We start from the raw sequence: 23,842 nt of genomic DNA, 5'->3' as shown, positions 1-23,842 counted from the left end.
CGTCAGGAGGGGGTCCGCCGGCCGGTTCCCGGGGCGGGGGCGGAGAAGACGTCGGCGAGCAGGTCCGTGGAGAGGACGAGCGCGCTGAGGCAGACCCCGCCGAGGACGCCGGTGAGGACGCCGGCGACGCCGAGCGACCCGAGGGCGTCGAGCAGCGGGACGGAGGCCGGTCCGCCCGCGGCGAGGGAGGCGAGGAGCCCGGTGGCGGTCGCTCCCAGGAGGACGGCGTTGCGGACGAGGTGCGCGGGGCCGACCCGGGTGCGGGAGGCGCCGAAGCAGGAGCAGGAGGTGTCGATCCTCCGGCGGAGGACCGAGGCCAGGGCCGCGGTGAAGACCGCGATCAGCCCGAAGGAGAGGGCGAAGGCCCAGGTGGTGAGGGCCGGGACCCAGACGGCGACGGCGAGCGCCGCCTCCAGGACGGGCACCGCCACGGCGATGGCGCCGACCGTGCCCAGCGGCACGATCCGCATCTCCCGGACGGTCGCGCGGAACTCCCGGGGGGCGCGTGCCTTCCCCAGCGCGGAGGCGGCGAGGACGACGGCCACGACGCACCGGAAGGCGAGGATCAGGGTGTCGGTCACGGGCTCTCCTCCGTCGGACGGTCCGGCCGGGACCCTCCCCGGGCCGCGCGGAGCGGCACCAGGGAGGGCGTTGCGCGGAAGGGCGCGGAAACCGCGGTCAGCAGTCGCCCGGGTACGACTTGGTGACGCAGGTGGGCGCCGCCGCGCAGTTCCAGGAACAGCAGACCTTGACGTAGAGCGTGGAGCCGGAGCACCAGCTGCTGCCGCCCGCGGGGCAGGCGCAGTACGCCTCGGCGCTCTCCTCGCGGAGAACGCGACCGAGCAGGCGGTCCGCCATGCCGACAATTGCCTTGACCATAGGATCCCTCACAAAGTGGAGATGGATTTTCGGGTCGTGCAAACGTTCACGAGAACTCGCGTTCCGCAACCTACCCGCCTTCCGGAATAAATGTCTAGACCAACTCTGATCTTCGTGTCCTGCATACGAGAAACCCGAGGTCAGACCCGACGGAACAGAATGCGGAAGGATCACTGCCGAATGGAATTCAGACCTCCGAAAGCACGTGCATCTGGCTGAAAACATGCACATGGAGACCCATGGAATTCGGCCACACCCGCCCATTCCCCCATCCCCTGGGGGACACGCCCGGAGGGGTTCCGGCGGGCCGTCGTCCCCCACCGCCTCCGGCTCGGCGCCCTCCGGCGCGTCCGGCGGTGCCTAGACTCCGCAACCATGACGACCACGCACCACGACATCGCCGCGATCGCCGCCGACCTCGCGCCCACCGGGGTCCTGCGCGCCTCCATCAACCTCGGGAACCCGGTGCTCGCCCAGGGCACGCCGAAGGCGCCCGCCGGCATCACGGTCGACCTCGCCCGGGAGATCGGCCGGCGGCTCGGACTCTCCGTCGAGACGCTCTGCTTCGACGCCGCGCGCAAGTCGTTCGAGGCGATGGCCGACGGCCGCGCCGACCTCTGCTTCCTCGCCGTGGACCCGGCGCGCGAGAAGGAGGTCGCCTTCACCACCCCGTACGTCGTCATCGAGGGCGTGTACGCGGTCCCCCGCGACTCGGCGCTCGCCACCGTCGAGGACGTGGACGTGCCCGGCGTGCGCGTCGGCGTCAAGCAGGGCTCCGCGTACGACCTCCACCTCACCCGCTCCCTCGCCCACGCCACCGTCGTGCGGGGCGCGGAGGGCGTCGAGGTCTTCCGCACGCTCGACCTGGAGGCCGGCGCGGGCATCCGCCAGCCGATGGCGGCCTATGTCGCCGCCCACCCCGAAGTCCGCCTGATCGACGGCCGGTTCATGGAGATCCGGCAGGCGGTCGGCACGACCGGGGACAGGGCGCCGGAGACGGTGGCGTACCTCCGCTCCCTCGTGGAGGAGCTGAAGAGGAACGGCTTCGTCGCCGACGCCCTGCGCCGCTCGGACCAGGACCCGGCCCTGGTCGCCCCGTGACCGGGTGAGCGCTACTCCCCCAGCAGGGCCAGCAGTTCGGCCTCGCGCGCCGGGCTCAGACCGGCCCGGCGCTCCCGGTCGAGGCCCTGCTCCCGCTCCCAGGCCAGCGTGTCGGCGATCACCTCGGCCCGGGGGCGCTGGCGCAGCCCCGCGGCGGCGGCAGCGGCGCCCGACCGCGCCTGGAAGCCGCCCCAGTCCTCGGCCACGATCCACAGCGGCAGCGACTCGGGCCCCATGAACTCCGTGACGCCCTGCTCCAGCAGCCACGCCGACCCGGCGGGCACCACGGGCCCCGTGTGCCCGGCGAGCTCCCGCGAGAGCGCGATCCACTCCCCGAGCGACATGTGCGGCCCGACCGTGTCGTACGCGCCGCCCACGCCCTTCTCCGCGGAGTCGAGGATCCAGTCGACCAGGTCGCGCACGTCGATGACCCGCGTCGGCAGCTCCGGCTCGTCCGGCACCAGCATCGGCGCCCCCGGCTCCCGCGCGGCCCGCGCCGCCCAGTAGCCGGTGCGACCGCTGGTGTCACCGGGCCCGCCGATGAGCCCGGCCCGCGCGACCAGCAGCCGCTCCCCGAGCGCGGCGGCCGACGCCAGCTCGCAGGCCGCCTTCGCCTCGCCGTACAGCTCCCGCCCGACCTCGTCGAGCGCGGTCGGCGCCATCAGCGCGGCGGACTCGTCCGCGCCGATCTCCGCCTGCGAGGCGTACACGTTCCCCGACGACACGTACGTCCAGTGCCGGGCCCGCCCCGCGAGCGCGTCCAGCGCACCCCGGACGAACCCCGGCTGCCACGACACCTCGACCACGGCGTCCCAGTCCCGCTCGGCCAGCGCGTCGTACGCCCCCGCCTCCCGCCGGTCCGCGACGACCAGCTCGGCCCCCTCCGCCACCTCCCCGCTCTCGCCCCGCGCCAGACACGTCACCGCGTGCCCCCGCGCCAGCGCCCGCCGCGCCACCTCTCGCCCCACCCACGCCGTACCACCGAGCACAAGAATGTCCATGCGCCCCAGTCGACCACCGAACCGACGCCCCCGAGAACGCGGTTCGCCGTCGGCGCACGGAATGCGCCGACGGCGAACGGGGCCTGTCACCGGCCGCATCACGACGGGAAGCGGAGGGGGGCGGTCCGGTGCCGGCGCCGAAATCGCGGGCGTGGTCCGGTGGCCGGCCCCTACCCTGCCCCCATGGGCATCCACAGGACCTCGTACGTCTGCCTGCCGTGCCGGGCCTCGTACAAGCAGGGGCGGGAGCACGGGGCCGAGCGGAGGTGTCCGCGGTGCGGGGAGGGGATGGTCGGCGTCGGGTCGGCGTTCCAGCCGCCGCGGCGGAACGACGCCGAGGGGTGGCGGGTGCTGTCGGTGCTGCTGCACGCGGGGGTGCGGTTCCACGTCAGCTGCTGCCAGGGGTGCGGACCCGGCTACCGGCCCCGGACGCTCGCCGAGGTGAAGGCGCGGGTGGCGTACGCGCGCCGGACGGGGGAGCCGCTCGCCGAGGTGCTCGTACGGCCCGTGGTGTGAGTCCGGGAACGCGCCGAGGGCGGCACCCCCCTGCTCGGGGAGTGCCGCCCTCGGTTCGCGTTCAGCGAGGAACTGCCGATCCGTCAGGATCAGAAGTCCATGTCACCGCCCGGCATGCCGCCGCCGGCCGGCGCGGCGGCCTTCTCCGGCTTGTCGGCGATGACGGCCTCGGTGGTGAGGAAGAGCGCGGCGATCGACGCGGCGTTCTGCAGCGCGGAGCGCGTCACCTTGGCCGGGTCGATGATGCCCTCGGCGACCAGGTCGACGTACTCGCCGGTCGCGGCGTTGAGGCCGTGACCCGGGGTGAGGTTGCGGACCTTCTCGACCACGACGCCGCCCTCGAGGCCGGCGTTGACCGCGATCTGCTTGATCGGGGCCTCCAGGGCGAGCTTGACGATCGCGGCACCGGTGGCCTCGTCGCCGTCCAGCTCCAGCTTCTCGAAGACGCTGGAGGCCTGGAGCAGGGCCACGCCGCCACCGGCGACGATGCCCTCCTCGACGGCCGCCTTGGCGTTGCGCACGGCGTCCTCGATGCGGTGCTTGCGCTCCTTGAGCTCGACCTCGGTCGCGGCACCGGCCTTGATGACCGCCACGCCGCCGGCGAGCTTCGCGAGGCGCTCCTGGAGCTTCTCGCGGTCGTAGTCGGAGTCGCTGTTCTCGATCTCGGCGCGGATCTGGTTCACGCGGCCCGCGACCTGCTCGCTGTCACCGGCACCGTCGACGATGGTCGTCTCGTCCTTGGTGATGACGACCTTGCGGGCGCGGCCCAGCAGGTCGAGACCGGCCGACTCCAGCTTGAGGCCGACCTCCTCGGAGATGACCGTGCCGCCGGTGAGGATGGCGATGTCCTGGAGCATGGCCTTGCGGCGGTCGCCGAAGCCCGGGGCCTTGACCGCGACGGAGCGGAAGGTGCCGCGGATCTTGTTGACGACCAGGGTCGACAGGGCCTCGCCCTCGACGTCCTCGGCGATGATCAGCAGCGGCTTGCCCGACTGCATGACCTTCTCCAGGAGCGGGAGGAGGTCCTTCACGGAGGAGATCTTGGAGTTGACGATGAGGATGTACGGGTCCTCGAGCGCGGCCTCCATGCGCTCCATGTCGGTCGCGAAGTACGCCGAGATGTAGCCCTTGTCGAAGCGCATGCCCTCGGTGAGCTCGAGCTCCAGACCGAAGGTCTGCGACTCCTCGACGGTGATGACGCCTTCCTTGCCGACCTTGTCCATGGCCTCGGCGATGAGCTCGCCGATCTGGGTGTCGGCGGCGGAGATGGAGGCGGTGGAGGCGATCTGCTCCTTCGTCTCGACCTCCTTCGCCTGGTCGAGCAGGGCGCCGGAGACGGCCTCGACGGCCTTCTCGATGCCGCGCTTGAGGGCCATCGGGTTGGCACCGGCGGCGACGTTGCGGAGGCCCTCGCGGACGAGCGCCTGGGCGAGGACGGTGGCGGTGGTCGTACCGTCGCCGGCGACGTCGTCCGTCTTCTTGGCGACTTCCTTGACCAGCTCGGCGCCGATCTTCTCGTACGGGTCCTCGAGCTCGATCTCCTTGGCGATGGAGACACCATCGTTGGTGATCGTGGGGGCGCCCCACTTCTTCTCGAGGACGACGTTGCGACCCTTGGGGCCGAGGGTGACCTTGACGGCGTCAGCGAGCTGGTTCATGCCGCGCTCGAGACCGCGCCGGGCCTCCTCGTCGAACGCGATGATCTTGGCCATGTGAAGTGGTCCTCCCGGACATGGGGTGGATAACGCTCCAGGACCGCGCCGACGCCCGCGACGGACGGCCTCCGCGCTCCGCGTGGTTCCTTGCCCCACCCGGCCGGCGGCCTCGTCATGCCCGGTCCTCGTAGCACTCTCACCTTCCGAGTGCTAACGCCAATGATTAGCACTCGACCCATGCGAGTGCAAGCGACTCTCGTGGATCGGGCACTGGATCAGGCAGTGGATCGGGCGACGAGTCGGGCACCGGATCGGGCAGTGGATCGGGCGACGGATCCGGACCCTCCGGGAACGCGTGAGGGGCCCGCACCCCCTGGGGGATGCGGGCCCCTCGACGACGAGACGTCGGTGGCCGATCGCGCCGCGCCTCAGGCGGTCACCTTGACCATGTCCGCCTGCGGACCCTTCTGACCCTGCGAGATCTCGAACTCGACTCGCTGGCCCTCTTCGAGGCTGCGGTACCCATCCATCTGGATGGCGCTGTAGTGGACGAAAACATCCGCACCACCGTCGACCGCGATGAAGCCGTAGCCCTTCTCCGCGTTGAACCACTTGACGGTGCCCTGAGCCATGCCTAACTCCCCTATTACGTACTGGCCCTTGAGCGGATCCGCACTTCACGAACCCGGGTCAGAACCTGCGCCGGAACGCGTCGACCGCCGCTGAATGTATCTGTCCAACTGCCCTCTGCAACAGGGCAATCCACCGGGAAATCTCGGCGGAGCGGAAAGGGGAATCCGGAAGAAATACTTGAATTGCGGGGCAAGTCGGGCCGGGCGAAAGGCGCATAAGGGGCAGACTGTGCGCGCATTCCGGCCGCCGGTTGTCGCATTCTTGTCAGGTCCCGGGCCGGGCTCATATGCGTATGGCATGAGCGGCGCGGGGGACTTCCCCAACTCTACCGCGCTCAACCATGCAGAATTGCCCCCTCCGCTTTCTCTCGCGGAGGGGGCAATTCAGTACCGACAGGTAGGGCCCGGGCGGGCCCGGGGCGATCAGCAGCCGCCGGCGACCGCGGGGATGATCGAGACGCCCGCGCCGTCCGGGGTGGCGGTCTCCAGGCCCTGCTCGAAGCGGACGTCGTCGTCGTTCACGTAGACGTTCACGAAGCGGCGCAGCTTGCCCTGGTCGTCCAGGACGCGGGCGGCGATGCCGGTGTGGTTCTTCTCCAGGTCGGCGATGACCTCGGCGAGGGTCGCGCCCTCGGCGGCGACCTCGGACTGCCCGCCGGTGTAGGTGCGGAGGATGGTGGGGATGCGGACGTTCACGGCCATGGTGTCTTCAGGACCTTTCAGTGGGCCAGGCCCGCGTCGCGGAACGCGTCCAGGCTCGGGCGGATGGTGGCGGTCGCCTGAGAGCTGTCGGCCACGGCGTCCAGGGTCTTGAGGCCGTCGCCGGTGTTGAGGACGACGGTGGTGAGGTTCGGGTCGATGACGCCGTTCTCGACCAGCTTGCGCGTCACACCGACGGTCACGCCGCCCGCGGTCTCCGCGAAGACGCCCTCGGTCCGGGCGAGCAGCTTGATCGCGTCCACGACCTGCTCGTCGTTCACGTCCTCCACGGCGCCGCCGGTGCGGCGGGCGATGTCGAGGACGTAGGGGCCGTCGGCCGGGTTGCCGATCGCCAGGGACTTGGCGATGGTGTTCGGCTTCTGCGGGCGGACCACGTCGTGCCCGGCCTTGAAGGCGGCGGAGACCGGCGAGCAGCCCTCGGCCTGGGCGCCGAAGATCTTGTACGGCTTGTCCTCGACCAGGCCCAGCTTGATGAGCTCCTGGAGCCCCTTGTCGATCTTGGTGAGCTGGGAGCCGGAGGCGATCGGGATGACGAGCTGGTCCGGGATGACCCAGCCGAGCTGCTCGCAGATCTCGTACGCGAGCGTCTTGGAGCCCTCGCCGTAGTACGGGCGCAGGTTGACGTTGACGAAGCCCCAGCCCTCGCCGAGCGGGTCGCCGATGAGCTCCGAGCAGAAGCGGTTGACGTCGTCGTAGTTGCCCTCGATGGCGACGAGGTCACCGCCGTAGACCCCGGCCATGACGACCTTGCCCTGCTCCAGGTCGTGCGGGATGAAGACGCAGGAGCGGAAGCCGGCGCGGGCGGCGGCGGCGCCGACGGCGCCGGCCAGGTTGCCGGTGGAGGAGCAGGAGAGGGTGGTGAAGCCGAAGGCGCGGGCGGCCTCGATGGCCTGGGCGACGACCCGGTCCTTGAAGGAGTGGGTCGGGTTGCCGGAGTCGTCCTTGACGAAGAGCTTGCCGGGGGCGACGCCGAGCTCGCGGGCGAGGTTGTCGGCCTTGATCAGCGGGGTCCAGCCGGGGTTCAGGTTCGGCTTCTCGGCGACGTCGGCGGGGACGGGCAGCAGGGGCGCGTACCGCCAGATGTTCGCGGGGCCGGCCTCGATCCGCTTGCGCAGCTCCTCGGGGTCGGCGGCCGGGAGGTCGTAGGCCACTTCGAGAGGGCCGAAACAGAGCTCACAGGCGAAGATCGGGCCGAGGGCGAAGACCTCTCCGCACTCCCGGCAGGAAAGCCCGGACGCGGGACCGAGGTCGACGGTGGTGGCGGGAGCGGCAGTCTGTACAGACATGGAGGGGAGGCCCTTTCTCCTCATCTTCCTCATGGCGCATTTCGCCACGAGACGGATTTGGCACCTTCCCTAGCCGGGGGCCTCGCTGGCGCAAGACAAACCGACTGGAGGGTTGCCGGGGCTTCAACGGGCCGTATCCCTCTGCCCCTCTGGATGAGCGGTATTCGATTGTGAGACGCGGGTGGCACCCCGACATGCATCGGGCGTCCGCGTTGTTCAAGACTGTAACCGAAGGCTTCGAAGGTGGAGACGGTCGTCCGATCCGCGAGATGGAGATCACGTTGCTGGAAGAAGTGGAGCGCTGGCTGACCCGGCGGTCCTGGTCCGTGTCCGACCGGCCGCTGGAGCGGGTGCTCGCCGCCAAGCGGGGGACGACGGTCAGCGTGGTGCTGCCCGCGCTGAACGAGGAGGCGACCGTCGGGGACATCGTCAGCGTGATCCGGCGCGAGCTGATGACCGACGCCGTGCCGCTGGTGGACGAGCTGGTGGTGATCGACTCGGGCTCGACGGACCGCACCGCGGCGGTCGCGGCGGCGGCCGGCGCCCGGGTGGTCGCGCGGGACGACATACTCCCCCGGATCCCGGCGGTCCCGGGCAAGGGCGAGGTCCTGTGGCGGTCACTCATGGTGACCAGCGGGGACGTGGTGTGCTTCGTCGACGCGGATCTGAGGGACTTCTCGGCGGACTTCGTCACCGGCATCGTGGGCCCGCTGCTCACCGACCCGGAGGTGCACTTCGTCAAGGCGATGTACGACCGCCCGTTCGGAGACACGCCTGGTCAGGGCGGTCGGGTGACGGAGCTGGTGGCACGCCCGCTGCTCAATCTGCACTGGCCGCGCCTGGCCGGCGTCGTCCAGCCGCTGGGCGGGGAGTACGCGGCGCGGCGCTCGCTGCTCGAACGGCTGCCCTTCCCGGTCGGTTACGGAGTGGAGCTGGGGCTCCTGGTGGACGCGCTGCACACGGTGGGCCTGGACGCGCTGGCGCAGGTGGACGTGGGGGTGCGCAAGCACCGGCACCAGGACGGGCAGGCGCTGGGCCGGATGGCGGCGGCGATCTACCGGACGGCGCAGCTGCGGCTCTCCCGGGGCCAGCTCGTCCGCCCCCGGCTGACCCAGTTCGAGCGGGGCGCGTCGGGCTTCGAGCCGCGGACGTACGCGGTGGACACGGAGGAGCGTCCGCCGATGACCGAGATCGCGGAGTACGCGCACCGCCGCGTGGCGTAACAGCCCTGAATCGTATGTTTTGCATACATTGCCCTTTTATGCGATTCGTACGATCTCACCCCTCCCGCGTGACCCGGGTGCTCGCGGCGGGCCTGCTCGCCGCGGGCCCGCTCGCGACGGCGGCGGCCGGACCGGCCGCCGCGGACGTCGTCGAACCCTTCGGACAGCGGTACCAGGAGTCCCTGTACGGGGACTTCACCACGATCGGCAACACCGTCGTGGTCTGCCCGGAGACCCCCGCCGACCCGGCCGCCCGCTGCGCCGCCGCCACGCAGGGCGAGGGCTCCGGCGACACCGGCGCCTTCGTCACGCGCCGGTCCGACACCGACGGCCGCGGCGACGCGTACGGCTCCAGCACCGCCCGGGTCCGGATCCCCGAGGGCGCGGACGTGGCCTACGCCCGGCTCTACTGGGGCGGCAACGACGGCACCCACCGGAGCCCGGGCGGAGCGCCGTCGAAGCACTGCGACCCGTCCGGCGCCGAGGTGGACCCCTCCCCCGGGGACCCGGCGACGACGACCCCTCGGCTCACGGTCGGCGCGAGGGCGGCCGTGCCGGTCGCGATCGACAGCATGGTCGTGGACCCGCCCGATGCGGGCGGACCGCACTACTACACCGGCGAGTCCGACGTGACCGCCGCCTTCGCGGGCGTCTCGGGGACGGGCGCGCCGGTGGAGATCGGCGTGGACGGGGTGTGGGCGGCCGCCGGCAAGGGCTGCGCCGCCGGCTGGTCCCTGACCGTCGTCCACCGCTTCCCCGGCCCCGACCCTGCCCGGGCGCCGGAGCGGCGCAGCGTCCACGTCCACGGCGGGCACGTGCTCCAGCGCGCGGGCTCCCCGGCGACGACGGTCACGGTGGACGGCTTCCACCGCTCCCCGGGCAGGGTGCGGGTGGGCGTGACGGCGTACGGGGGCGACCGGAACACGCCCGGCGACAGGTTCCTGGTGAACGGGAGGAGCATCACCGAGGCCCGTACGGGCGACCCCGACGACTTCTTCGTCGGCCGGGGCGACGGCGCGCTCTCCCCGGACCTCGCCGCCAACCTCTCCGTCGACGCGAAACGGTTCGACCTCCCGGAGGGCGCCGTCCCGGTGGGCGCGACCTCGGCGGAGCCGGCCTTCTCCACCAGCGGCGACACCTACGTGCCCGCCGGCCTCGCCTTCTCGGTGCCGGTGCCCGACCTGGAGGTCACCAGGACGGTGGAGCCGCGCACGGTGAGGCCGGGCGGCACCCTCACGTACACGATCACCGCGAAGAACGTCAGCGGGCTCGACCGGCCGGGCGCCTCCTTCACCGACGACCTGACCGGCGTCCTCGACGACGCCTCCCGCGCGGGCGACGCGAAGGCGGACCTCGGCGAGGTCCGGGACGGGAGGTCGCGGATCGGCTGGACCGGTGACCTCCCGGCCGGGGGGACGGCGACCCTGACGTACTCGGTGAGGGTCGAGGACCCGGTCACCGGCGACGGGAGACTCCGCGGCGTGGTCGAGGTGGGCTCGCCGCGCTCCCACTGCGACAAGGGCAGCGGGGATCCGGCGTGCGCGGCGACCGCGGTGGTCCGGACCCCGACCCCGACCCCGACCGGATCCACCCCGACCCCGACCGGATCCGCCGCGACCCCGAGCGGGTCCACCCCGACCCCACCCTCGACCCTGACGGGGTCCGCCCGGCCCGCGTCCGCCCCGCCCCGGTCCGCCCCGTCCCCGTCCACGCCGGCTCCTCCGGCGGACCCGGCCCCGGCCTCCTCCGCCACGACCCCGTCGGGGGCTCCGGACCCGACCGCCCCGGTCCCCTCGGAGCGACCCGCCACGGAGCCCGCCGACCCGTCCCCCTCACGCTCCGTGGCCACCACCGGCGCAGCCCCGGCCCCGGCCCCCGGCCCGGGTCACGGCGGCAGCGGCGACGGGGCCGGCTGGAGCGCCGGCGGAACCGGCGGCGGGGGCGGCGGCTCGATGGCCGAGACCGGCGGCGACGGCGAACGGCTGTGGCTGCTCGGGGCGCTCGCGGTGGTCCTCGCGGCGACGGGCCTGGTCGCGAAGGCGGCGATGCGCGGCCGGCGGATCGACTAGGGTGCGGGCCGCCCTGCGTGTCCGGCCGACCGCCGACCGTATACGTACGTTTGAGCGTTTACGTGACGGGCTAGGTTCGCCACATGGTTTCGGTACTGGTGGCATCCAACCGAGGGCCCGTCTCGTACACGCTCGGTGACGACGGCGCGCTCTCCTCCCGCAGGGGCGGCGGCGGCCTCGTCTCCGGCCTCAGCGCCGTGGACTCCCAGGACAGCCTCTGGGTCTGCGCGGCGCTCGGCGACGGCGACCGCGAGGCCGTCCGGCGCGGGGTCGCCGAGCCCGGGGTGCGGATGCTGGACATCGACCCCGAGGTGTACGCCGACGCGTACAACGGCATCGCCAACTCGGTGCTGTGGTTCCTCCACCACCACCTGTACGACATCCCCCGCGAGCCCGTCTTCGACGCCGCCTTCCGGCGCCGCTGGGAGGCCTACCGCGGCTACAACCGCGCCTTCGCCGAGGCCCTGGCGGCCGAGGCCTCCGAGGGCGCGGCGGTCCTGGTGCAGGACTACCACCTGGCGCTGGTGCCCGGCATGCTCCGCGAGCTCCGCCCCGACCTGCGGATCAGCCACTTCACGCACACGCCGTGGGTGTCGCCGGAGTACCTGCGGATGGTGCCGGACGACGTCGTCGAGGAGCTGCTCTGGGGCATGCTCGGCGCGGACGAGCTCGGTTTCCACACCTGGGCATGGGCCTCCTCCTTCATCGGCTGCTGCTCCCAGCGGGACGACTCCACGGGGACCGCCCAGGGCGTCTGGCCGAGCGGCGACCCCTGGCGCGGGGTGGAGTGGCGCCGCCACGGCGTCGGCAGGGGCCGCACCCGGGTCCAGGTGTACGCGCTCGGCGTCGACGCCGACGACCTGCGGGCGCTCGCCCACCGCCCCCAGGTGGACGACCGGCTGGCCCGGCTCCGCGAGGAGGTCGGCGGCCGGAGGACGATCGTCCGCGTCGACCGCACCGAGCTGTCCAAGAACATCCTGCGCGGCCTGCTGGCCTACCGGGAGCTCCTCGTCACCCACCCCGAGTGGCGCGACAAGGTCGTCCACCTGGCCTCCGCCTACCCCTCCCGGCAGGACCTGGAGACGTACCGGGCGTACACGGCCTCCGTCCAGGCGCTGGCCGAGGAGATCAACGAGGAGTTCGGCACGCCGGACTGGCAGCCGGTGCTGGTCTCCGTCGAGGACGACTTCACCCGCTCCCTCGCCGCCTACCGCCTCGCGGACGTGGCCCTGGTGAACCCGGTCAGGGACGGCATGAACCTGGTGGCGAAGGAGATACCCGTGGTCTCCGACGCGGGCTGCGCGCTGGTCCTGTCGACCGGCGCCGGCGCCCACCGGGAGCTGGGGCAGGACGCCCTCACCGTCGACCCCTTCGACGTCTCGGCGACCGCCGAGGCACTTCACACGGCCCTGTCCATGCCGGCGGACGAGCGGGCCGAGCGCACCAAGCGCCTGGCCGCCGCCGCCACCGCCCTCCCCCCGCAGCGCTGGTTCCTCGACCAGCTCGCGGCCCTGCGGGAGCCGGCGGACTAGGGGCCCGTCGGTCCGGCAGGGCCGGCAGGGCCGGCAGGCTAGGGGCCCGTCGGTCCGGCAGGGCCGGCGGGCAGTCCCCGGGCGCCGCGTCCGACCCGCTCCCGGCCCCAGACCGCGAGCGGGTCGAGGGCGTCGTTGAGCCTCAGCCCGTCCTCGGTGAGGGCGTACTCGACGCGCGGCGGGACCTCCTCGTAGGAGACGCGGCGGACGATCCCGTCCGCCTCCATCTCCCTCAGGTGCGAGGCGAGGACCTTCTCGGTGATGCCCGGCACCTTCCGGCGCAGTTCGCCGAAGCGCCGCTCCGTGCCCTCGTGGAGGGCCCACAGGATGAGCACCTTCCACTTGCCGCCGATCACCGCCATCGCGGTGTCGATGCCGCAGACGTGTTCCCCGTCGGCCTCCGGCCGGTTCGGCGTCGCCATCCCCACCCCTCCTGACCTGCTCGCTCACCTCAGGGTAACCACCCACTCCGAAGTGGGTACTTGAGCGCTCCACGGCCCGCTCGCAGGCTGGCCCCATGAACACGACGACCTCGACGACCTCGACGACCTCGACGACCTCGCGACAGACCCCCGTCTCCCTCCTCGGCCTCGGCGCGATGGGCACCGCCCTCGCCCGCACCTGGCTCGCCGCCGGGCACCCGCTCACCGTCTGGAACCGCACCCCGGGCCGCGCGGAGGCGCTGGCCCCCGAGGGCGCGAAGGTCGCGGACGGCGCGGCCGAGGCGGTGGCGGCGAGCACCCTCGTCGTCGTGTGCCTCCTCGACGACGCCTCGGTGGGGACCACGCTGGACGGCGTCGACCTGACCGGCAAGGACCTGGTCAACCTGACCACCACGACCCCCGCCGAGGCCCGGGCCCGCGCCGCGTGGGCCGGGGAGCGCGGCGCGCGCTACCTGGACGGCGGCATCATGGCCGTCCCGCCGATGGTCGGGATCCCGGAGGCCGGCGGCTACGTCTTCTACAGCGGCTCACGGGAGCTGTTCGACCTCCACCGGGCGACCCTCGCGGTACCCGTGGGCACCACCTACGTCGGCGAGGACGCGGGCTTCGCGGCCCTGCACGACGTGGCCCTGCTCAGCGCCATGTACGGCATGTTCGCCGGGGCCACGCACGCCTTCGCCCTGATCCGGCGGGAGGACATCGACCCGGTCGCGTTCGCCCCGCTGCTCGGCGACTGGATCAAGGCGATGGTCGACCCGTCGGTCGGCCGGACGGCCCGCCTGCTGGCGAGCGGCGACCTCGCCTCCGACGTGGACTCCAACCTGGCGATGCAGGTGGCCGGCACGAAGACCCTGCTGACCACCGCAGAGGAGCAGGGCGTCAGCGCGGAGCTGATCCGGCCCCAGCTCGACCTGATGCGCCGCCTCCTCGCCGCGAGCACCGGCGAGGAGGACCTGACGGGCACGGTGGACCTGCTCCTCAAGTGATCCGGACGTCGCCTGACCCGAGCGGTCACCACCGGGCCCGCCCGGGGCCTCCGAGCGGTCACCACCGGGGCCGCCCGGGGCCTCCGAGCGGTCGCGGGCGACGCCGTCAGGGCCGCGCCGGGCAGGAAGGCCCGAGTTCGCGCGCACGAGGCGGCCGTGCGGCGGGCGCTCAGCCCTCGCGTACCGCGATCGCCTCGGCCAGCCCCGCGAGAAGGGCGACCACGCCCGCCGGGCCGTCCACCGCGAGGTCGGCGCGCTCGGCGAGTTCCGGGACCTCGGAGGAGCCGGAGCAGACCAGCAGGCCCGGCAGTCCTTCGCCGCGCAGCTTCTCCACGGCGGCGAAGGCCGGCAGGTCGCCCAGGTCGTCGCCCGCGTACAGCACGGACCCGGCGCCCTTCTCCCGTACGAACTCCGCCAGCGCGACCCCCTTGTCCATGCCGGGGGGACGCAGTTCCAGGACCAGCCTGCCGGGCTCCAGGACCAGGCCGTGCGCGGCGGCCAGGTCGCCCAGCGGGCCCTTCAGGGCCTCGAAGGCGCCCTGCGGGTCGCGGGCCCTGCGGGTGTGGACGGCGACCGCGCGCCCCTTCTCCTCGATCCAGACGCCGGACCAGGCGCCGTGCCGGTCGAGGAAGCCGGGGAGCTCGGCGCGGACCGAGGCGACCCCGGGGTGCGGGGCGGCGGCGGTGACGGTGCCGGTGGCGGCGTCCCAGCGCTCGGCGCCGTAGTGGCCGAGGACGGTGAGGTGACCGAGGCCGGGCACGCCGGCGAGGCCGCCGTGGCGGACGGCGACCCCGGCGGGGCGGCCGGTCACGATGACGACGGCGGCGACGTGCGGGGCGAGCGCGGCGAGCGCGGGGACGGCGCCCGGGTGGGCGCGGGCCCGCTCGGGGTCGGGGACGATCTCGGCGAGCGTCCCGTCGAAGTCGAGGGCGACGACGGCCTCGGAGGGGCGCGCGAGGAGCGCGTCCAGGCCGTCGCGGCCGGTGGATGTGGCCGGGTGCGGAAGGCTGCTGACCATACGGTCGACCCTACCGACGCGGGCGGCGCCCGTCAGCGTGGCCGTACTCACCCGTGGAACCGGGCTCCACCGGGTTCACCGCCGTCGCCGCTTCTCCTCCCGGACCCGGCGCAGCCGGTTGACCGTGACGGGGTCGTGGGCGAGGGCGCGCGGGTCGTCGAGGAGGGCGTTGAGGAGCTGGTAGTAGCGGGTCGGCGAGAGGCCGAGGCCTTCGCGGACGGCCCGCTCCTTGGCGCCGGGGCCGGGCCAGGAGCGGCGCTCGACGGCGAGCACGGCCCGCTCCCGCTCACCGAGACCGCCGCCGTCGGCGGCGCCGCCCTCGCCGCCACCGCCCTCGCCGTTCGCCGTCTCCTCGCTCATACGGTCAACCTATTACTCGGCCGCCTCCGCCGTCGTCGCGGTGCGGGCGATGGCGGTGAGGACGTCGTCGGGGCGGCCGGCGGGCGTGACGGCCTTGCCGATCTCCTGCTTGATGGTCTCGCTGACCTTGGCCCAGGAGGTCTTGCCGACGGGCGGGAGCTGGGCGGTGGGCAGCGCCTTCAGGAACTCGCGCAGGCCCGCGTGCTCGCTCGCGGTCTCCATGCGGGCGGAGGCGCTGACGGTGACGGGCAGCAGGTCGTTGTCCCCGGCGAACTTCAGCACGTTCTCGTCGCTGAAGACGAAGTCGAGGAAGGTGCCGATCTCCTTGCGGTGGCCGTTCTGCTTGAAGCCCATGATCCAGTCGGCGACGCCCATGCTCGCCTTCGCCGGGCCGTCGACGCCGGGCAGCGGGGCCTGCCCGACCTTGACGCCCTGCTTGGCGGCTTCCTGGACGAGCGACGGGTGGCCGTTGAGCATGCCGACCTCGCCGCGCGCGAAGGCGGCGAAGGCGGCCTTGCGGTTGAGCTTGCCGGGGGCGATGGGCCCGGTCAGGCCCGGGGCCACGAGCTTGTCCTTCAGCCAGGTGAAGGTCTTGGTGTTGGCCTCGGAGTCGATGGCGTACCGGTCGGACTCGTCGGTCCAGCCGCCCTCGCCGGCCAGCAGCCACATCAGGGACTCGGCCTGGGCCTCCTCGGGGCCGAGGGGGAGCGCGAAGGGGGTGCGGACGCCTTCGTCCTTGAGCGTCTTCGCTGCCTCGGCGAGCTCGTCCCAGGTGGTGGGCGGCTTGATGCCGGCCTTCTCGAACAGGCCGGCGTTGTAGAAGAGGGGGCGGGTGGAGGCGACGAACGGCAGCCCGTACTGGGTGCGGCCGTTCTCGCCGGCCTCGGCGAGCGCCGGCACGAAGTTGGCCTGCACCGGGATGGTGAGGAGGTCGTCGGCGGAGTAGAGCTGCCCCGCGGCGGCGTAGTCGGCGTAGGCGCCGATCTGGGCGACGTCGGGGGCCTGGCCGGCCTTCACCATCTCGGCGACCTTGCGGTCGACGTCGTCCCAGGACTCGATCTGGACCTGGACCTTGATCCCGGGGTGGTCCGCCTGGAAGGCGGCGACGAGGTCGTCCCAGTACTTCTTGGTGGTGTTGCCGCCGGTGAGGTCGTAGTCGGCGGCGACCAGGCGCAGGGTCACGTCGCCGCCGTCACCGCCGAGGGTGCCGCAGCCGGCGACCGTGGCGGTCAGGCCCAGGGCGGCGGCGGCCGCGGTCAGTCCAAGGAATCGTCGCCGCTCCACGGCTTCATCCACCTTTTGCTCGTCGTTGAGCAGCAGTGAGCTGCAAATACATCGGGGTGAGGGCCGAAAGTCTCTCCGATACCCGCACAAGAGGTCTACACCAGTCCGGTATCACTTCCGCAACTCCCGGGGGACCTTCGACACAAACCCCCCACACCCTCCGGCCCGAATTTGTATCCGAGCGCAACAATCCTCGGCAGTGGACTAGACCTTTTGGGTCGTCGCGGGCGAGACTGTCCCCCGTGAGACACGTCATCGCCCTGGATGTGGGCGGCACCGGCATGAAGGCCGCCCTCGTCGGGACGGACGGCACCCTGCTCCACGAGGCCCGCCGCGCCACCGGGCGCCGCCGCGGCCCCGACGCCGTGGTGGAGACCATCCTCGGCTTCGCCGAGGAGCTCCGCGCCCTCGGCCAGGAGCGGTACGGCGAGCCCGCCGCGGCGGCCGGAGTCGCCGTCCCCGGCATCGTCGACGCCGAGAACGGCATCGCCGTCTACGCCGCCAACCTCGGCTGGCGCGACGTCCCCCTGCGCGCCCTCCTCAGCGCCCGGCTCGACGGCGTCCCCGTCGCCCTCGGCCACGACGTGCGCACCGGCGGCCTCGCCGAGGGCCGCATCGGCGCCGGGCACGGCGCCGACCGCTTCCTCTTCGTGCCCCTCGGCACCGGCATCGCCGGCGCCATCGGCATCGGCGACCGCATCGAGGCCGGCGCCCACGGCTACGCCGGCGAGATCGGCCACATCGTCGTCCGCCCCGGCGGCACCGACTGCGCCTGCGGCCAGCGCGGCTGCCTGGAGCGGTACGCCTCCGCCTCCGCCGTCTCCCTCGCCTGGGCCGAGGCGTCCGGCGACCCCGAGGCGGACGCCGCCGACTGCGCCAAGGCGGTCGAGTCCGGCGACCCCGTCGCCGTACGGGTCTGGCAGGACGCGGTGGACGCCCTCGCCGACGGCCTGGTCACCGCCCTCACCCTGCTGGACCCGCGCACCCTCGTCATCGGTGGCGGACTGGCCGAGGCCGGGGAAACCTTGTTCACACCCCTTCGGGCCGCGGTGGAGGCACGAGTGACCTTCCAGAAGCTGCCCGCCATCGTCCCGGCGGCCCTCGGGGACACCGCCGGATGCCTGGGCGCGGGCCTCCTCGCCTGGGACCTGCTCGCCGACCAGCGCACCACCGACCCGGAGGTTTCCGCCTGATGTCCGATCACAAGGTTCTCGCCGGCGCACGCGTCGTGCTGCCCACCGGGATCGTCGAGAACGGACGCGTGATCGTCGACGGCGGCCGGATCGCGGGCTCCGCCCCGGAGGACGCCCCCGTCCTGGACCTCACCGGCCACTGGCTCGTGCCCGGCTTCGTCGACATGCACAACCACGGCGGCGGCGGCGCCTCCTTCACCTCCGGCACCGTCGAGGACGTCCTCAAGGGCGTCCACACCCACCGGCTGCACGGCACCACCACCGTCGTCGCCTCCTTCGTCACCGGCGACATGGACTTCCTCACCGCCCGGGCCGGACTGCTGTCCGAGCTCGCCGAGCAGGGCGAGATCGCCGGCCTCCACTTCGAGGGCCCCTTCATCTCCCCGTGCCGCAAGGGCGCCCACGACGAGACCCTGCTGCGCGCCCCGCACCCGGCCGAGGTCCTCAAGCTGATCGACGCGGCCCGGGGCCGGGCCAAGATGGTCACCCTCGCCACGGAGCTGCCCGGCGGCCTCGACTCCGTGCGCCTCCTCGCCGAGCACGGCGTCATCGCGGCGATCGGCCACACCGACGCCAGCTACGAGCAGACCGTCGAGGCCATCGACGCCGGCGCCACCGTCGCCACCCACCTGTACAACGCGATGCCCGCCCTCGGCCACCGCGCGCCCGGCCCGATCGCCGCGCTCCTGGAGGACGAGCGGATCACGGTCGAGCTCATCAACGACGGCACCCACCTCCACCCGGCCGCCCTGGAGCTCGCCTTCCACCACGCCGGCCCCGAGCGCGTCGCCTTCATCACCGACGCCATGGACGCGGCCGGCTTCGGCGACGGGCGCTACATGCTCGGCCCGCTGGAGGTCGAGGTGAAGGACAGCGTGGCCCGTCTCGTCGAGGGCGGCTCCATCGCCGGCTCCACCCTCACCCTGGACCGCGCCTTCAAGCGCGCCGCCACCGTCGACGGCCTCCCCGTCGAGTCCGTCGTCCAGGCCATCTCCGCCAACCCGGCCCGCCTCCTCGGCGTCTACGACCGGGTCGGCTCCCTGGAGCCCGGCAAGGACGCCGACATGGTCGTCCTCGACGCCGACTTCGAGGTGAAGGGCGTCATGCGCAAGGGCGAGTGGATCGTCGCCCCCCAGGGGGTCCCCGTCCGGGTGCCGCAGACCGCCTGATCAGGCCGAAAGGGGACGGCGATCGGGCCGAGGGCTGGGCCGATCGCCGTTCCTTTGGCATGATCGCGCCTGTCTCCACAGGTCTTACCGGAAGTACGGGGGTGGACAGGTGATCCTCACGGTCACCCTCAACACGGCGCTGGACCTCACCTACGAGGTCCCCGCCCTCGTCCCGCACACCAGCCACCGCGTCGGCCACGGCACCGAGCGGCCCGGCGGCAGGGGCGTCAACGTGGCCCGGGTGCTCGCCGCGCTCGGCCACGAGACCGTCGTCACCGGCTTCGCCGGCGGACCGACCGGCGACCGGCTCCGCGCCCTGCTCGCCCCCGTCCCCCGCCTCACCGACGCGTTCGTCGCCACCGAGGCGCCCACCCGCCGCACGCTCGCCGTCGTCGCCACCCGCGCCGGGGACACCACCCTGTTCGACGAGACCGGCGCCGCCGTCACCTCCGCCGAGTGGACCGCCTTCCGCGAGCGGTACGTGGACCTCCTCGACGGTGCCGAGGCCGTCGCGCTCTGCGGCAGCCTCCCGCCGGGCGTCCACGTCGGCGCGTACGCGGACCTCGTCCGTACGGCCCGGTCCGCCGGCGTGCCGGTCCTCCTCGACACCGGCGGCGAACCGCTCCGCCGCGGCATCGCCGCCCGCCCCGATCTGGTGAAGCCCGACGCCGACGAACTGGCCGGCCTCACCGGCTCCCGCGAGCCGCGCCGCGCCACCCAGGACGCGCGCCGCCGCGGCGCCCACGCGGTCGTCACCCCCCTGGGCCCCGACGGCCTGCTCGCCGCCACTCCGGACGGCCTCTGGCGCGCGGTGGCCCCGGGCCCGGTGCACGGCGCACCGAGGGGAGCCGGCGACTCGGTGGCCGCCGCCCTCCTGGCCGGCCTGGTCGACGACACCCCCTGGCCCGACCGCCTGTCCCACGCGGCCGCCCTCTCGGCGGCCTCCACGGCACCCGGCGCGTACGACCCGGAACTGAGCGCGGACCTGCTTCCGCAGGTCCGCGTCACGGAGGAGAGCGCCTAGAGCCGGGGCCGGTCAGCCCTTCTTCGGCGGGGTGACCTCGACCCAGTCGAGGAGCGCGTCGCACTGGTTGCCGGCCTCGCACGAGATCTTGATCTCGTTGTCGCCCTTCTGGAGCTCGACCGGCGCCCAGGTCGTCTGCCAGTTCTTCTCCAGGTTGGTGTCCGTGGAGTGGATGAAGTTCTTCAGGCCGATCGGCGACGAGTTCGCCTTGCCGTTGATCGTCAGCGTGGCGTTGGCGTCGACCGCGGGGATCGCGTACCGGACCGTGAGCGAGTAGTTGCCGCCCTCGGGCATGTTCGCCTTCCAGGTGACCGACGAACCCTGGGCGTTGAAGCCCGCCACGTAGGCGCCGTCGGCGCCCTCGGCGCCCTTGACGTCCTTGCCGAGGGTGGCGCTGCCGCCCAGCGTCAGGGTGGCCGCGTCCTGCTTGGGGAGGGGGGCCTTGGTCGGCTCGTCGGTGGGGTCGGCGGAGCCGGAGGGGTCCTCGCTGGGGGTGGCCGGGGCCGTGGGGGCCGTGGTGCCGCCGGCGTCGGTCCCCTTCTTCTCGCCCTGGTTGCCGATGATCGCCGCCGTGATGCCGGCGACGACGACCGCGACCACCGCGACCGCGCCGATCAGCAGGCCCTTGGTGTTCGGGCCGCGACCGCGCTGGGGCGGCAGGGGGGCCTGGCGGGTCCGCTCGTTCCCGGGGTACGTCTCCGGCGCCGCGTACTGCGGATGCGGCTGCCCGTACGGCGCCTGCTGCTGCTGCGGCGGGACGTACGGCTGCGCGGGCTGCTGCCCGTACTGGCGCTCGCCGACCGTCCTGACCTGGTTGTACGAGGTGCGGGGCACGCCAGGCTGCGCGGGGGCCGGACCTGGGTAGCCGTAGCCTCCGCCCTGCTGGGCGCGGCCGGCCGCCGCCTGTCCGTCTGCGTACAGGTAGCCGAACGGATCGTCGTCCTCGGGCTTGTTCGCGCCGTCGTTACCGGCAGCCATCCGGGTCATCCTCTCCATGCTCGCCAGCCGTCGCCGACCCGGCGAGCCTACCCCGAACGAATGAACCCGCCGTGCCGGGAACGATCAACCCGCCCGGCGGTGCACCTTGGCGCGGGACCGCTTCTCCACGTACATCCGCTGGTCGGCGGAGTTGAGGACCTCTTCGACGGTCATCCCGCATTCGGCCCAGCCGATGCCGAAACTGGCCCCGACACGGACCGCGCGGCCGTCCACCCGGATGGGCGGGATGATCGCGTTCCGCAGCCGGACGGCGAGGTCGGCGGCGTCGGCGGCGCCGAGGCCGTCGGCGAGGACGACGAACTCGTCACCGCCCAGACGGGCGACGGTGTCACCGTCCCTGACGCCCGTCGTGAGCCGCCGGGCCACCTCGATGAGGACGGCGTCGCCGGTGTGGTGCCCGAAGCGGTCGTTGATCGACTTGAAGCCGTCGAGGTCGCAGAAGAGGACGGCGAGCCCCTTGGTGCCGTCGTCGATGTCGCCGCCGGTCGGCGCGACCATGTGCACGTGGTGGTCGTACGCCCCGCCGCCGGCCTGCTCGAAACCGAAGCCGTGCTCGTGCTCGTGGTCGTATCCGTAGCCGCCCTCGTACGCGACGGGCAGCGGGTCCGGGCCGGGGCCGTAGCCCGCGTCGGGACCGGGCCCCTGGTAGGCGCCGGTGTGCGCGGGGCGCTCGCAGAGCCGGGCGGAGAGCCGGGAGCGCAGCTCGGCGCTGTTGGGCAGCCCGGTGAGGGCGTCGTGGGAGGCGCGGTGGGCGAGCTGGAGCTCGTGCCGCTTGCGCTCCTCGATGTCCTCGACGTGGGTGAGGAGAAAGCGGGGTCCGTCGGCGGTGTCGGCGACCACCGAGTTCCGCAGCGACACCCAGACGTAGGTGCCGTCGCGCCGGCCGAGCCGCAGCTCGGCGCGGCCTCCCTCGGCGGAGGTGCGGAGCAGGGTGCCGATGTCCTCGGGGTGGACGAGGTCGGCGAAGGAGTAGCGGCGCATCGCGGAGGCGGGGCGGCCGAGGAGCCTGCAGAGGGCGTCGTTGGTCCGGAGCAGCCGGCCGTGCTGGTCGCCGCCGAGTTCGGCGATGGCCATGCCGGAGGGGGCGTACTCGAAGGCCTGCCGGAAGGATTCCTCGCTGGCGCGGAGGGCCTGCTGCTCGCGCTCCAGGCGGACCAGGGCGCGCTGCATGTTGGAGCGGAGCCGGGCGTTGCTGATCGCGATGGCGGACTGGGAGGCGTACATCTGGAGGGCTTCCTGCCCCCAGGGTCCCGGGTGCCGGCCGTTGCGCGGGCGGTCGACGGATATGACGCCGAGGAGTTCACGGCCGGTGCCGGAGGCGTACATCGGGGCGTAGAGGCGGTCGTGGGGGTGCCACTCGTCCTCGAAGCGGGGTGCGGGGCCGTCGGTGTGCCACTGGGGCACGTCGTCGTCCATCAGGACCCAGCCCTCGGTGTGCGGTATGAAGCGCAGGTCGCCCCAGGGGACGCCCATGGTGAGCCGGCGCTCCCAGGCGTCGCGGGAGCCGACACGGCCGGTGATGAGGGCTTCGGCGGCGGGGTCCCCGGCGAAGGCGGCGACGACCAGATCACCGTCGGGGCGGACGAGGTTCACGCAGGCCAGCTGGTAGTTGAGGCCGGCCACGACACCGTCGGCGACGGTCTGCAGGGTGTCCGCGAGGCTGCGGGCGGTGTTGAGGTCCGCCACGACCTGGTGCAGCTGCCGCAGGGTCGAGAGACGGACGTAAGGCTCCGACTCGGTCTCCATCGCTCGCTCTCCCCGAGACCTCGACAGCAACTCCAGGGTTCTGATCGGCTTCGTGCGTACTGTCTCCGCCACTGAATCACAGCGAGCTGCGCAGCCGGTACACAGGGTCAGCAAATAGTGCCCTGTGTGACTCAAGTCACAGCATTTCATGGCGAGATCCGGCGGGTCGAGGATGACCGGCGCGCGACCCGCGCCCTCGGTACCCGGCAGGGGTAGGGACCGGGGCCGGGTCCGGGGGCTCGCGGCCCGGGCCGCGACCGGTGCGCGGCCCGGGGAACGGCCCGGGGTACGGGGGCGGGTCCTAGGACCCGCGCCCGGCACCGGCCTGGTCCCCCGGCCCGATGCGGCCCCCTCGGAGCCGGGGCTAGCGTGCCGGTGTGCTGCAGAAGACCCCGCCCTCGCCGCCCGTCACCGATCTCGCCATCCCTCATGCTGAGGGGGTGAGCGACGACGAGTTCCGGGCGGCCATGTCCCGCCTCGCGGCCGGTGTGGTCCTGGTGACCGCGCACGACCCCGACGACGGCCCGCGCGGCGAGGACGTCGGCATGACGGCCACCGCCTTCCTCTCCGTCTCGCTGGACCCGCCGCTGGTCCTCGTCAGCCTGCGCAACGGCTCCCGGATGGACGACCTGCTGGACGAGGTGCCGGTCTGGGCGGTGTCCGTCCTCGCCGAGAGCCAGCGGCAGGTCGCCGGCCGCTTCGCGATGAAGGGGCGCGTCTCGGACCGCCTCCTCTTCGCCGACCTGCCGTACACACGGGGCGAGGTGAGCGGGGCACCGCTGCTCGGCGGGGCGCTCACGACCCTGGAGTGCCGCACGGAGAGCCGGGTGGTCGCGGGCGACCACACCCTGGTGATCGGCCGCGTCCTGTCGGTCGGCCCGCCCTCGCAGGACGGGGAGCCGCTCACGTACTTCCGCGGCCGCTACCGCCGCCTGGGCTGACCGCCCCGGCACGGGGCGCTCTCGGGTCCCGGCCGCGGACCGGCCCCGACCCCGGCGCGCCCGGC

Annotated in this window: 23 protein-coding genes and 1 riboswitch; of the genes, 10 read left to right on the top strand and 13 right to left on the bottom strand. The window is 73.2% G+C overall.

Annotated features, from left to right (window positions below; genetic code table 11):
• Positions 1-2: 2 nt before the first annotated feature.
• Together ACF1BN_RS26925 and ACF1BN_RS26920 are read right to left on the bottom strand one after the other, a co-directional pair.
• Positions 3-581 (bottom strand): MauE/DoxX family redox-associated membrane protein, encoded by a 579-nt coding sequence (locus ACF1BN_RS26925; protein WP_392334166.1) that lies wholly within the window; start codon positions 579-581, stop codon positions 3-5.
• A gap of 97 nt (positions 582-678) precedes the next feature.
• Entirely contained in the window at positions 679-879 is a 201-nt protein-coding gene (locus ACF1BN_RS26920; protein WP_392334165.1) for a hypothetical protein, read from the bottom strand.
• A gap of 375 nt (positions 880-1,254) precedes the next feature.
• Here ACF1BN_RS26920 and ACF1BN_RS26915 point away from each other — a divergent pair, with 375 nt between their 5' ends.
• Positions 1,255-1,980: a transporter substrate-binding domain-containing protein gene (locus ACF1BN_RS26915; protein WP_392334164.1), complete on the top strand. Its 726-nt coding sequence runs from the start codon at positions 1,255-1,257 to the stop codon at positions 1,978-1,980.
• 11 nt (positions 1,981-1,991) lie between these two features.
• Here ACF1BN_RS26915 and ACF1BN_RS26910 read toward each other — a convergent pair whose 3' ends face one another.
• Positions 1,992-2,981, bottom strand: a complete 990-nt coding sequence (locus ACF1BN_RS26910) for an NAD-dependent epimerase/dehydratase family protein (protein ID WP_392334163.1) — start codon at positions 2,979-2,981, stop codon at positions 1,992-1,994.
• 183 nt (positions 2,982-3,164) lie between these two features.
• Between ACF1BN_RS26910 and ACF1BN_RS26905 the strand changes: the two genes are divergently transcribed.
• On the top strand, positions 3,165-3,497 hold the full coding sequence (locus ACF1BN_RS26905; RefSeq protein ID WP_392334162.1) for a deoxyxylulose-5-phosphate synthase: 333 nt from the start codon (positions 3,165-3,167) through the stop codon (positions 3,495-3,497).
• An 89-nt stretch (positions 3,498-3,586) separates the two neighbouring features.
• Here the strand turns inward: ACF1BN_RS26905 and groL are convergent, their stop codons facing one another.
• The 4 genes from groL to thrC form a co-directional block, all read right to left on the bottom strand.
• Positions 3,587-5,209 carry a chaperonin GroEL gene (gene groL / locus ACF1BN_RS26900; protein ID WP_031012284.1) on the bottom strand — a complete coding sequence of 541 codons (1,623 nt, stop codon included), beginning with the start codon at positions 5,207-5,209 and terminating at the stop codon, positions 3,587-3,589.
• A 371-nt stretch (positions 5,210-5,580) separates the two neighbouring features.
• A complete protein-coding gene (locus ACF1BN_RS26895) occupies positions 5,581-5,784 on the bottom strand; it encodes a cold-shock protein (protein WP_030498267.1) in 204 nt (67 codons plus the stop codon).
• 423 nt (positions 5,785-6,207) lie between these two features.
• Positions 6,208-6,486, bottom strand: coding sequence for a MoaD/ThiS family protein (locus ACF1BN_RS26890; protein ID WP_376603830.1), 279 nt, complete (start codon positions 6,484-6,486; stop codon positions 6,208-6,210).
• Between the two features lie 17 nt (positions 6,487-6,503).
• Positions 6,504-7,823 (bottom strand): threonine synthase, encoded by a 1,320-nt coding sequence (thrC, locus tag ACF1BN_RS26885; protein WP_392334161.1) that lies wholly within the window; start codon positions 7,821-7,823, stop codon positions 6,504-6,506.
• Positions 7,808-7,950, bottom strand: a riboswitch (SAM riboswitch). It overlaps the preceding gene by 16 nt.
• Positions 7,951-8,071: 121 nt before the next feature.
• On the opposite strand from thrC, the gene ACF1BN_RS26880 reads away from it, so the two are divergent.
• The 3 genes from ACF1BN_RS26880 (at position 8,072) to ACF1BN_RS26870 (ending at position 12,614) form a co-directional block, all read left to right on the top strand.
• A complete protein-coding gene (locus ACF1BN_RS26880) occupies positions 8,072-9,013 on the top strand; it encodes a glucosyl-3-phosphoglycerate synthase (protein ID WP_392334194.1) in 942 nt (313 codons plus the stop codon).
• A gap of 38 nt (positions 9,014-9,051) precedes the next feature.
• A complete protein-coding gene (locus ACF1BN_RS26875; protein WP_392334160.1) occupies positions 9,052-11,082 on the top strand; it encodes a hypothetical protein in 2,031 nt (676 codons plus the stop codon).
• Between the two features lie 83 nt (positions 11,083-11,165).
• A complete protein-coding gene (locus tag ACF1BN_RS26870; protein ID WP_392334159.1) occupies positions 11,166-12,614 on the top strand; it encodes a trehalose-6-phosphate synthase in 1,449 nt (482 codons plus the stop codon).
• Between the two features lie 38 nt (positions 12,615-12,652).
• Here the strand turns inward: ACF1BN_RS26870 and ACF1BN_RS26865 are convergent, their stop codons facing one another.
• Positions 12,653-13,036 carry a winged helix-turn-helix transcriptional regulator gene (locus ACF1BN_RS26865; protein ID WP_392334158.1) on the bottom strand — a complete coding sequence of 128 codons (384 nt, stop codon included), beginning with the start codon at positions 13,034-13,036 and terminating at the stop codon, positions 12,653-12,655.
• A gap of 95 nt (positions 13,037-13,131) precedes the next feature.
• Between ACF1BN_RS26865 and ACF1BN_RS26860 the strand changes: the two genes are divergently transcribed.
• Complete coding sequence (locus tag ACF1BN_RS26860) at positions 13,132-14,043, top strand: NAD(P)-dependent oxidoreductase (protein ID WP_392334157.1); 912 nt, start codon at positions 13,132-13,134, stop codon at positions 14,041-14,043.
• Between the two features lie 169 nt (positions 14,044-14,212).
• Here the strand turns inward: ACF1BN_RS26860 and otsB are convergent, their stop codons facing one another.
• The 3 genes from otsB to ACF1BN_RS26845 all read right to left on the bottom strand — a co-directional run bounded on the left by otsB (position 14,213) and on the right by ACF1BN_RS26845 (position 16,717).
• Positions 14,213-15,061 (bottom strand): trehalose-phosphatase, encoded by an 849-nt coding sequence (gene otsB, locus ACF1BN_RS26855; protein WP_392334156.1) that lies wholly within the window; start codon positions 15,059-15,061, stop codon positions 14,213-14,215.
• A gap of 75 nt (positions 15,062-15,136) precedes the next feature.
• Positions 15,137-15,421, bottom strand: coding sequence for a DUF3263 domain-containing protein (locus ACF1BN_RS26850; RefSeq protein ID WP_392334155.1), 285 nt, complete (start codon positions 15,419-15,421; stop codon positions 15,137-15,139).
• Between the two features lie 12 nt (positions 15,422-15,433).
• Positions 15,434-16,717, bottom strand: a complete 1,284-nt coding sequence (locus ACF1BN_RS26845) for an extracellular solute-binding protein (protein ID WP_392334154.1) — start codon at positions 16,715-16,717, stop codon at positions 15,434-15,436.
• A gap of 230 nt (positions 16,718-16,947) precedes the next feature.
• Between ACF1BN_RS26845 and ACF1BN_RS26840 the strand changes: the two genes are divergently transcribed.
• The 3 genes from ACF1BN_RS26840 (at position 16,948) to ACF1BN_RS26830 (ending at position 20,091) form a co-directional block, all read left to right on the top strand.
• Positions 16,948-17,898 carry an ROK family protein gene (locus ACF1BN_RS26840; protein WP_392334153.1) on the top strand — a complete coding sequence of 317 codons (951 nt, stop codon included), beginning with the start codon at positions 16,948-16,950 and terminating at the stop codon, positions 17,896-17,898.
• A complete protein-coding gene (nagA, locus tag ACF1BN_RS26835) occupies positions 17,898-19,067 on the top strand; it encodes an N-acetylglucosamine-6-phosphate deacetylase (RefSeq protein ID WP_392334152.1) in 1,170 nt (389 codons plus the stop codon). The genes ACF1BN_RS26840 and nagA overlap by 1 nt, the downstream gene beginning before the upstream one ends.
• A 109-nt stretch (positions 19,068-19,176) precedes the next feature.
• The gene (locus ACF1BN_RS26830; protein WP_392334151.1) at positions 19,177-20,091 is read left to right on the top strand and encodes a 1-phosphofructokinase family hexose kinase; all 915 of its coding nucleotides are present in this window, start codon (positions 19,177-19,179) and stop codon (positions 20,089-20,091) included.
• Positions 20,092-20,103: 12 nt separating this feature from the next.
• Here ACF1BN_RS26830 and ACF1BN_RS26825 read toward each other — a convergent pair whose 3' ends face one another.
• On the bottom strand, positions 20,104-21,069 hold the full coding sequence (locus ACF1BN_RS26825; protein WP_392334150.1) for a CBM35 domain-containing protein: 966 nt from the start codon (positions 21,067-21,069) through the stop codon (positions 20,104-20,106).
• Positions 21,070-21,153: 84 nt separating this feature from the next.
• On the bottom strand, positions 21,154-22,836 hold the full coding sequence (cdgB, locus tag ACF1BN_RS26820) for a diguanylate cyclase CdgB (RefSeq protein WP_392334149.1): 1,683 nt from the start codon (positions 22,834-22,836) through the stop codon (positions 21,154-21,156).
• 377 nt (positions 22,837-23,213) lie between these two features.
• Here cdgB and ACF1BN_RS26815 point away from each other — a divergent pair, with 377 nt between their 5' ends.
• A complete protein-coding gene (locus ACF1BN_RS26815; RefSeq protein WP_392334148.1) occupies positions 23,214-23,777 on the top strand; it encodes a flavin reductase family protein in 564 nt (187 codons plus the stop codon).
• Positions 23,778-23,842: the final 65 nt, after the last annotated feature.

Origin of the sequence: Streptomyces sp. NPDC014861 (assembly GCF_043081625.1) — a bacterium.
GTDB lineage: Bacteria > Actinomycetota > Actinomycetes > Streptomycetales > Streptomycetaceae > Streptomyces.
This window is presented reverse-complemented; position numbering and strand designations above follow the sequence as displayed.

Bases quoted from the DNA above. Each gene is read 5' to 3' on its own strand.
- ACF1BN_RS26920 (WP_392334165.1), bottom strand. From the start codon at position 879: ATGGTCAAGGCAATTGTCGGCATGGCGGACCGCCTGCTCGGTCGCGTT.
- ACF1BN_RS26915 (WP_392334164.1), top strand. From the start codon at position 1,255: ATGACGACCACGCACCACGACATCGCCGCGATCGCCGCCGACCTCGCG.
- ACF1BN_RS26910 (WP_392334163.1), bottom strand. From the start codon at position 2,981: ATGGACATTCTTGTGCTCGGTGGTACGGCGTGGGTGGGGCGAGAGGTG.
- ACF1BN_RS26905 (WP_392334162.1), top strand. From the start codon at position 3,165: ATGGGCATCCACAGGACCTCGTACGTCTGCCTGCCGTGCCGGGCCTCG.
- groL (WP_031012284.1), bottom strand. From the start codon at position 5,209: ATGGCCAAGATCATCGCGTTCGACGAGGAGGCCCGGCGCGGTCTCGAG.
- ACF1BN_RS26895 (WP_030498267.1), bottom strand. From the start codon at position 5,784: ATGGCTCAGGGCACCGTCAAGTGGTTCAACGCGGAGAAGGGCTACGGC.
- ACF1BN_RS26890 (WP_376603830.1), bottom strand. From the start codon at position 6,486: ATGGCCGTGAACGTCCGCATCCCCACCATCCTCCGCACCTACACCGGC.
- thrC (WP_392334161.1), bottom strand. From the start codon at position 7,823: ATGAGGAAGATGAGGAGAAAGGGCCTCCCCTCCATGTCTGTACAGACT.
- ACF1BN_RS26875 (WP_392334160.1), top strand. From the start codon at position 9,052: ATGCGATTCGTACGATCTCACCCCTCCCGCGTGACCCGGGTGCTCGCG.
- ACF1BN_RS26870 (WP_392334159.1), top strand. From the start codon at position 11,166: ATGGTTTCGGTACTGGTGGCATCCAACCGAGGGCCCGTCTCGTACACG.
- ACF1BN_RS26865 (WP_392334158.1), bottom strand. From the start codon at position 13,036: ATGGCGACGCCGAACCGGCCGGAGGCCGACGGGGAACACGTCTGCGGC.
- ACF1BN_RS26860 (WP_392334157.1), top strand. From the start codon at position 13,132: ATGAACACGACGACCTCGACGACCTCGACGACCTCGACGACCTCGCGA.
- otsB (WP_392334156.1), bottom strand. From the start codon at position 15,061: ATGGTCAGCAGCCTTCCGCACCCGGCCACATCCACCGGCCGCGACGGC.
- ACF1BN_RS26850 (WP_392334155.1), bottom strand. From the start codon at position 15,421: ATGAGCGAGGAGACGGCGAACGGCGAGGGCGGTGGCGGCGAGGGCGGC.
- nagA (WP_392334152.1), top strand. From the start codon at position 17,898: ATGTCCGATCACAAGGTTCTCGCCGGCGCACGCGTCGTGCTGCCCACC.
- ACF1BN_RS26825 (WP_392334150.1), bottom strand. From the start codon at position 21,069: ATGGCTGCCGGTAACGACGGCGCGAACAAGCCCGAGGACGACGATCCG.
- cdgB (WP_392334149.1), bottom strand. From the start codon at position 22,836: ATGGAGACCGAGTCGGAGCCTTACGTCCGTCTCTCGACCCTGCGGCAG.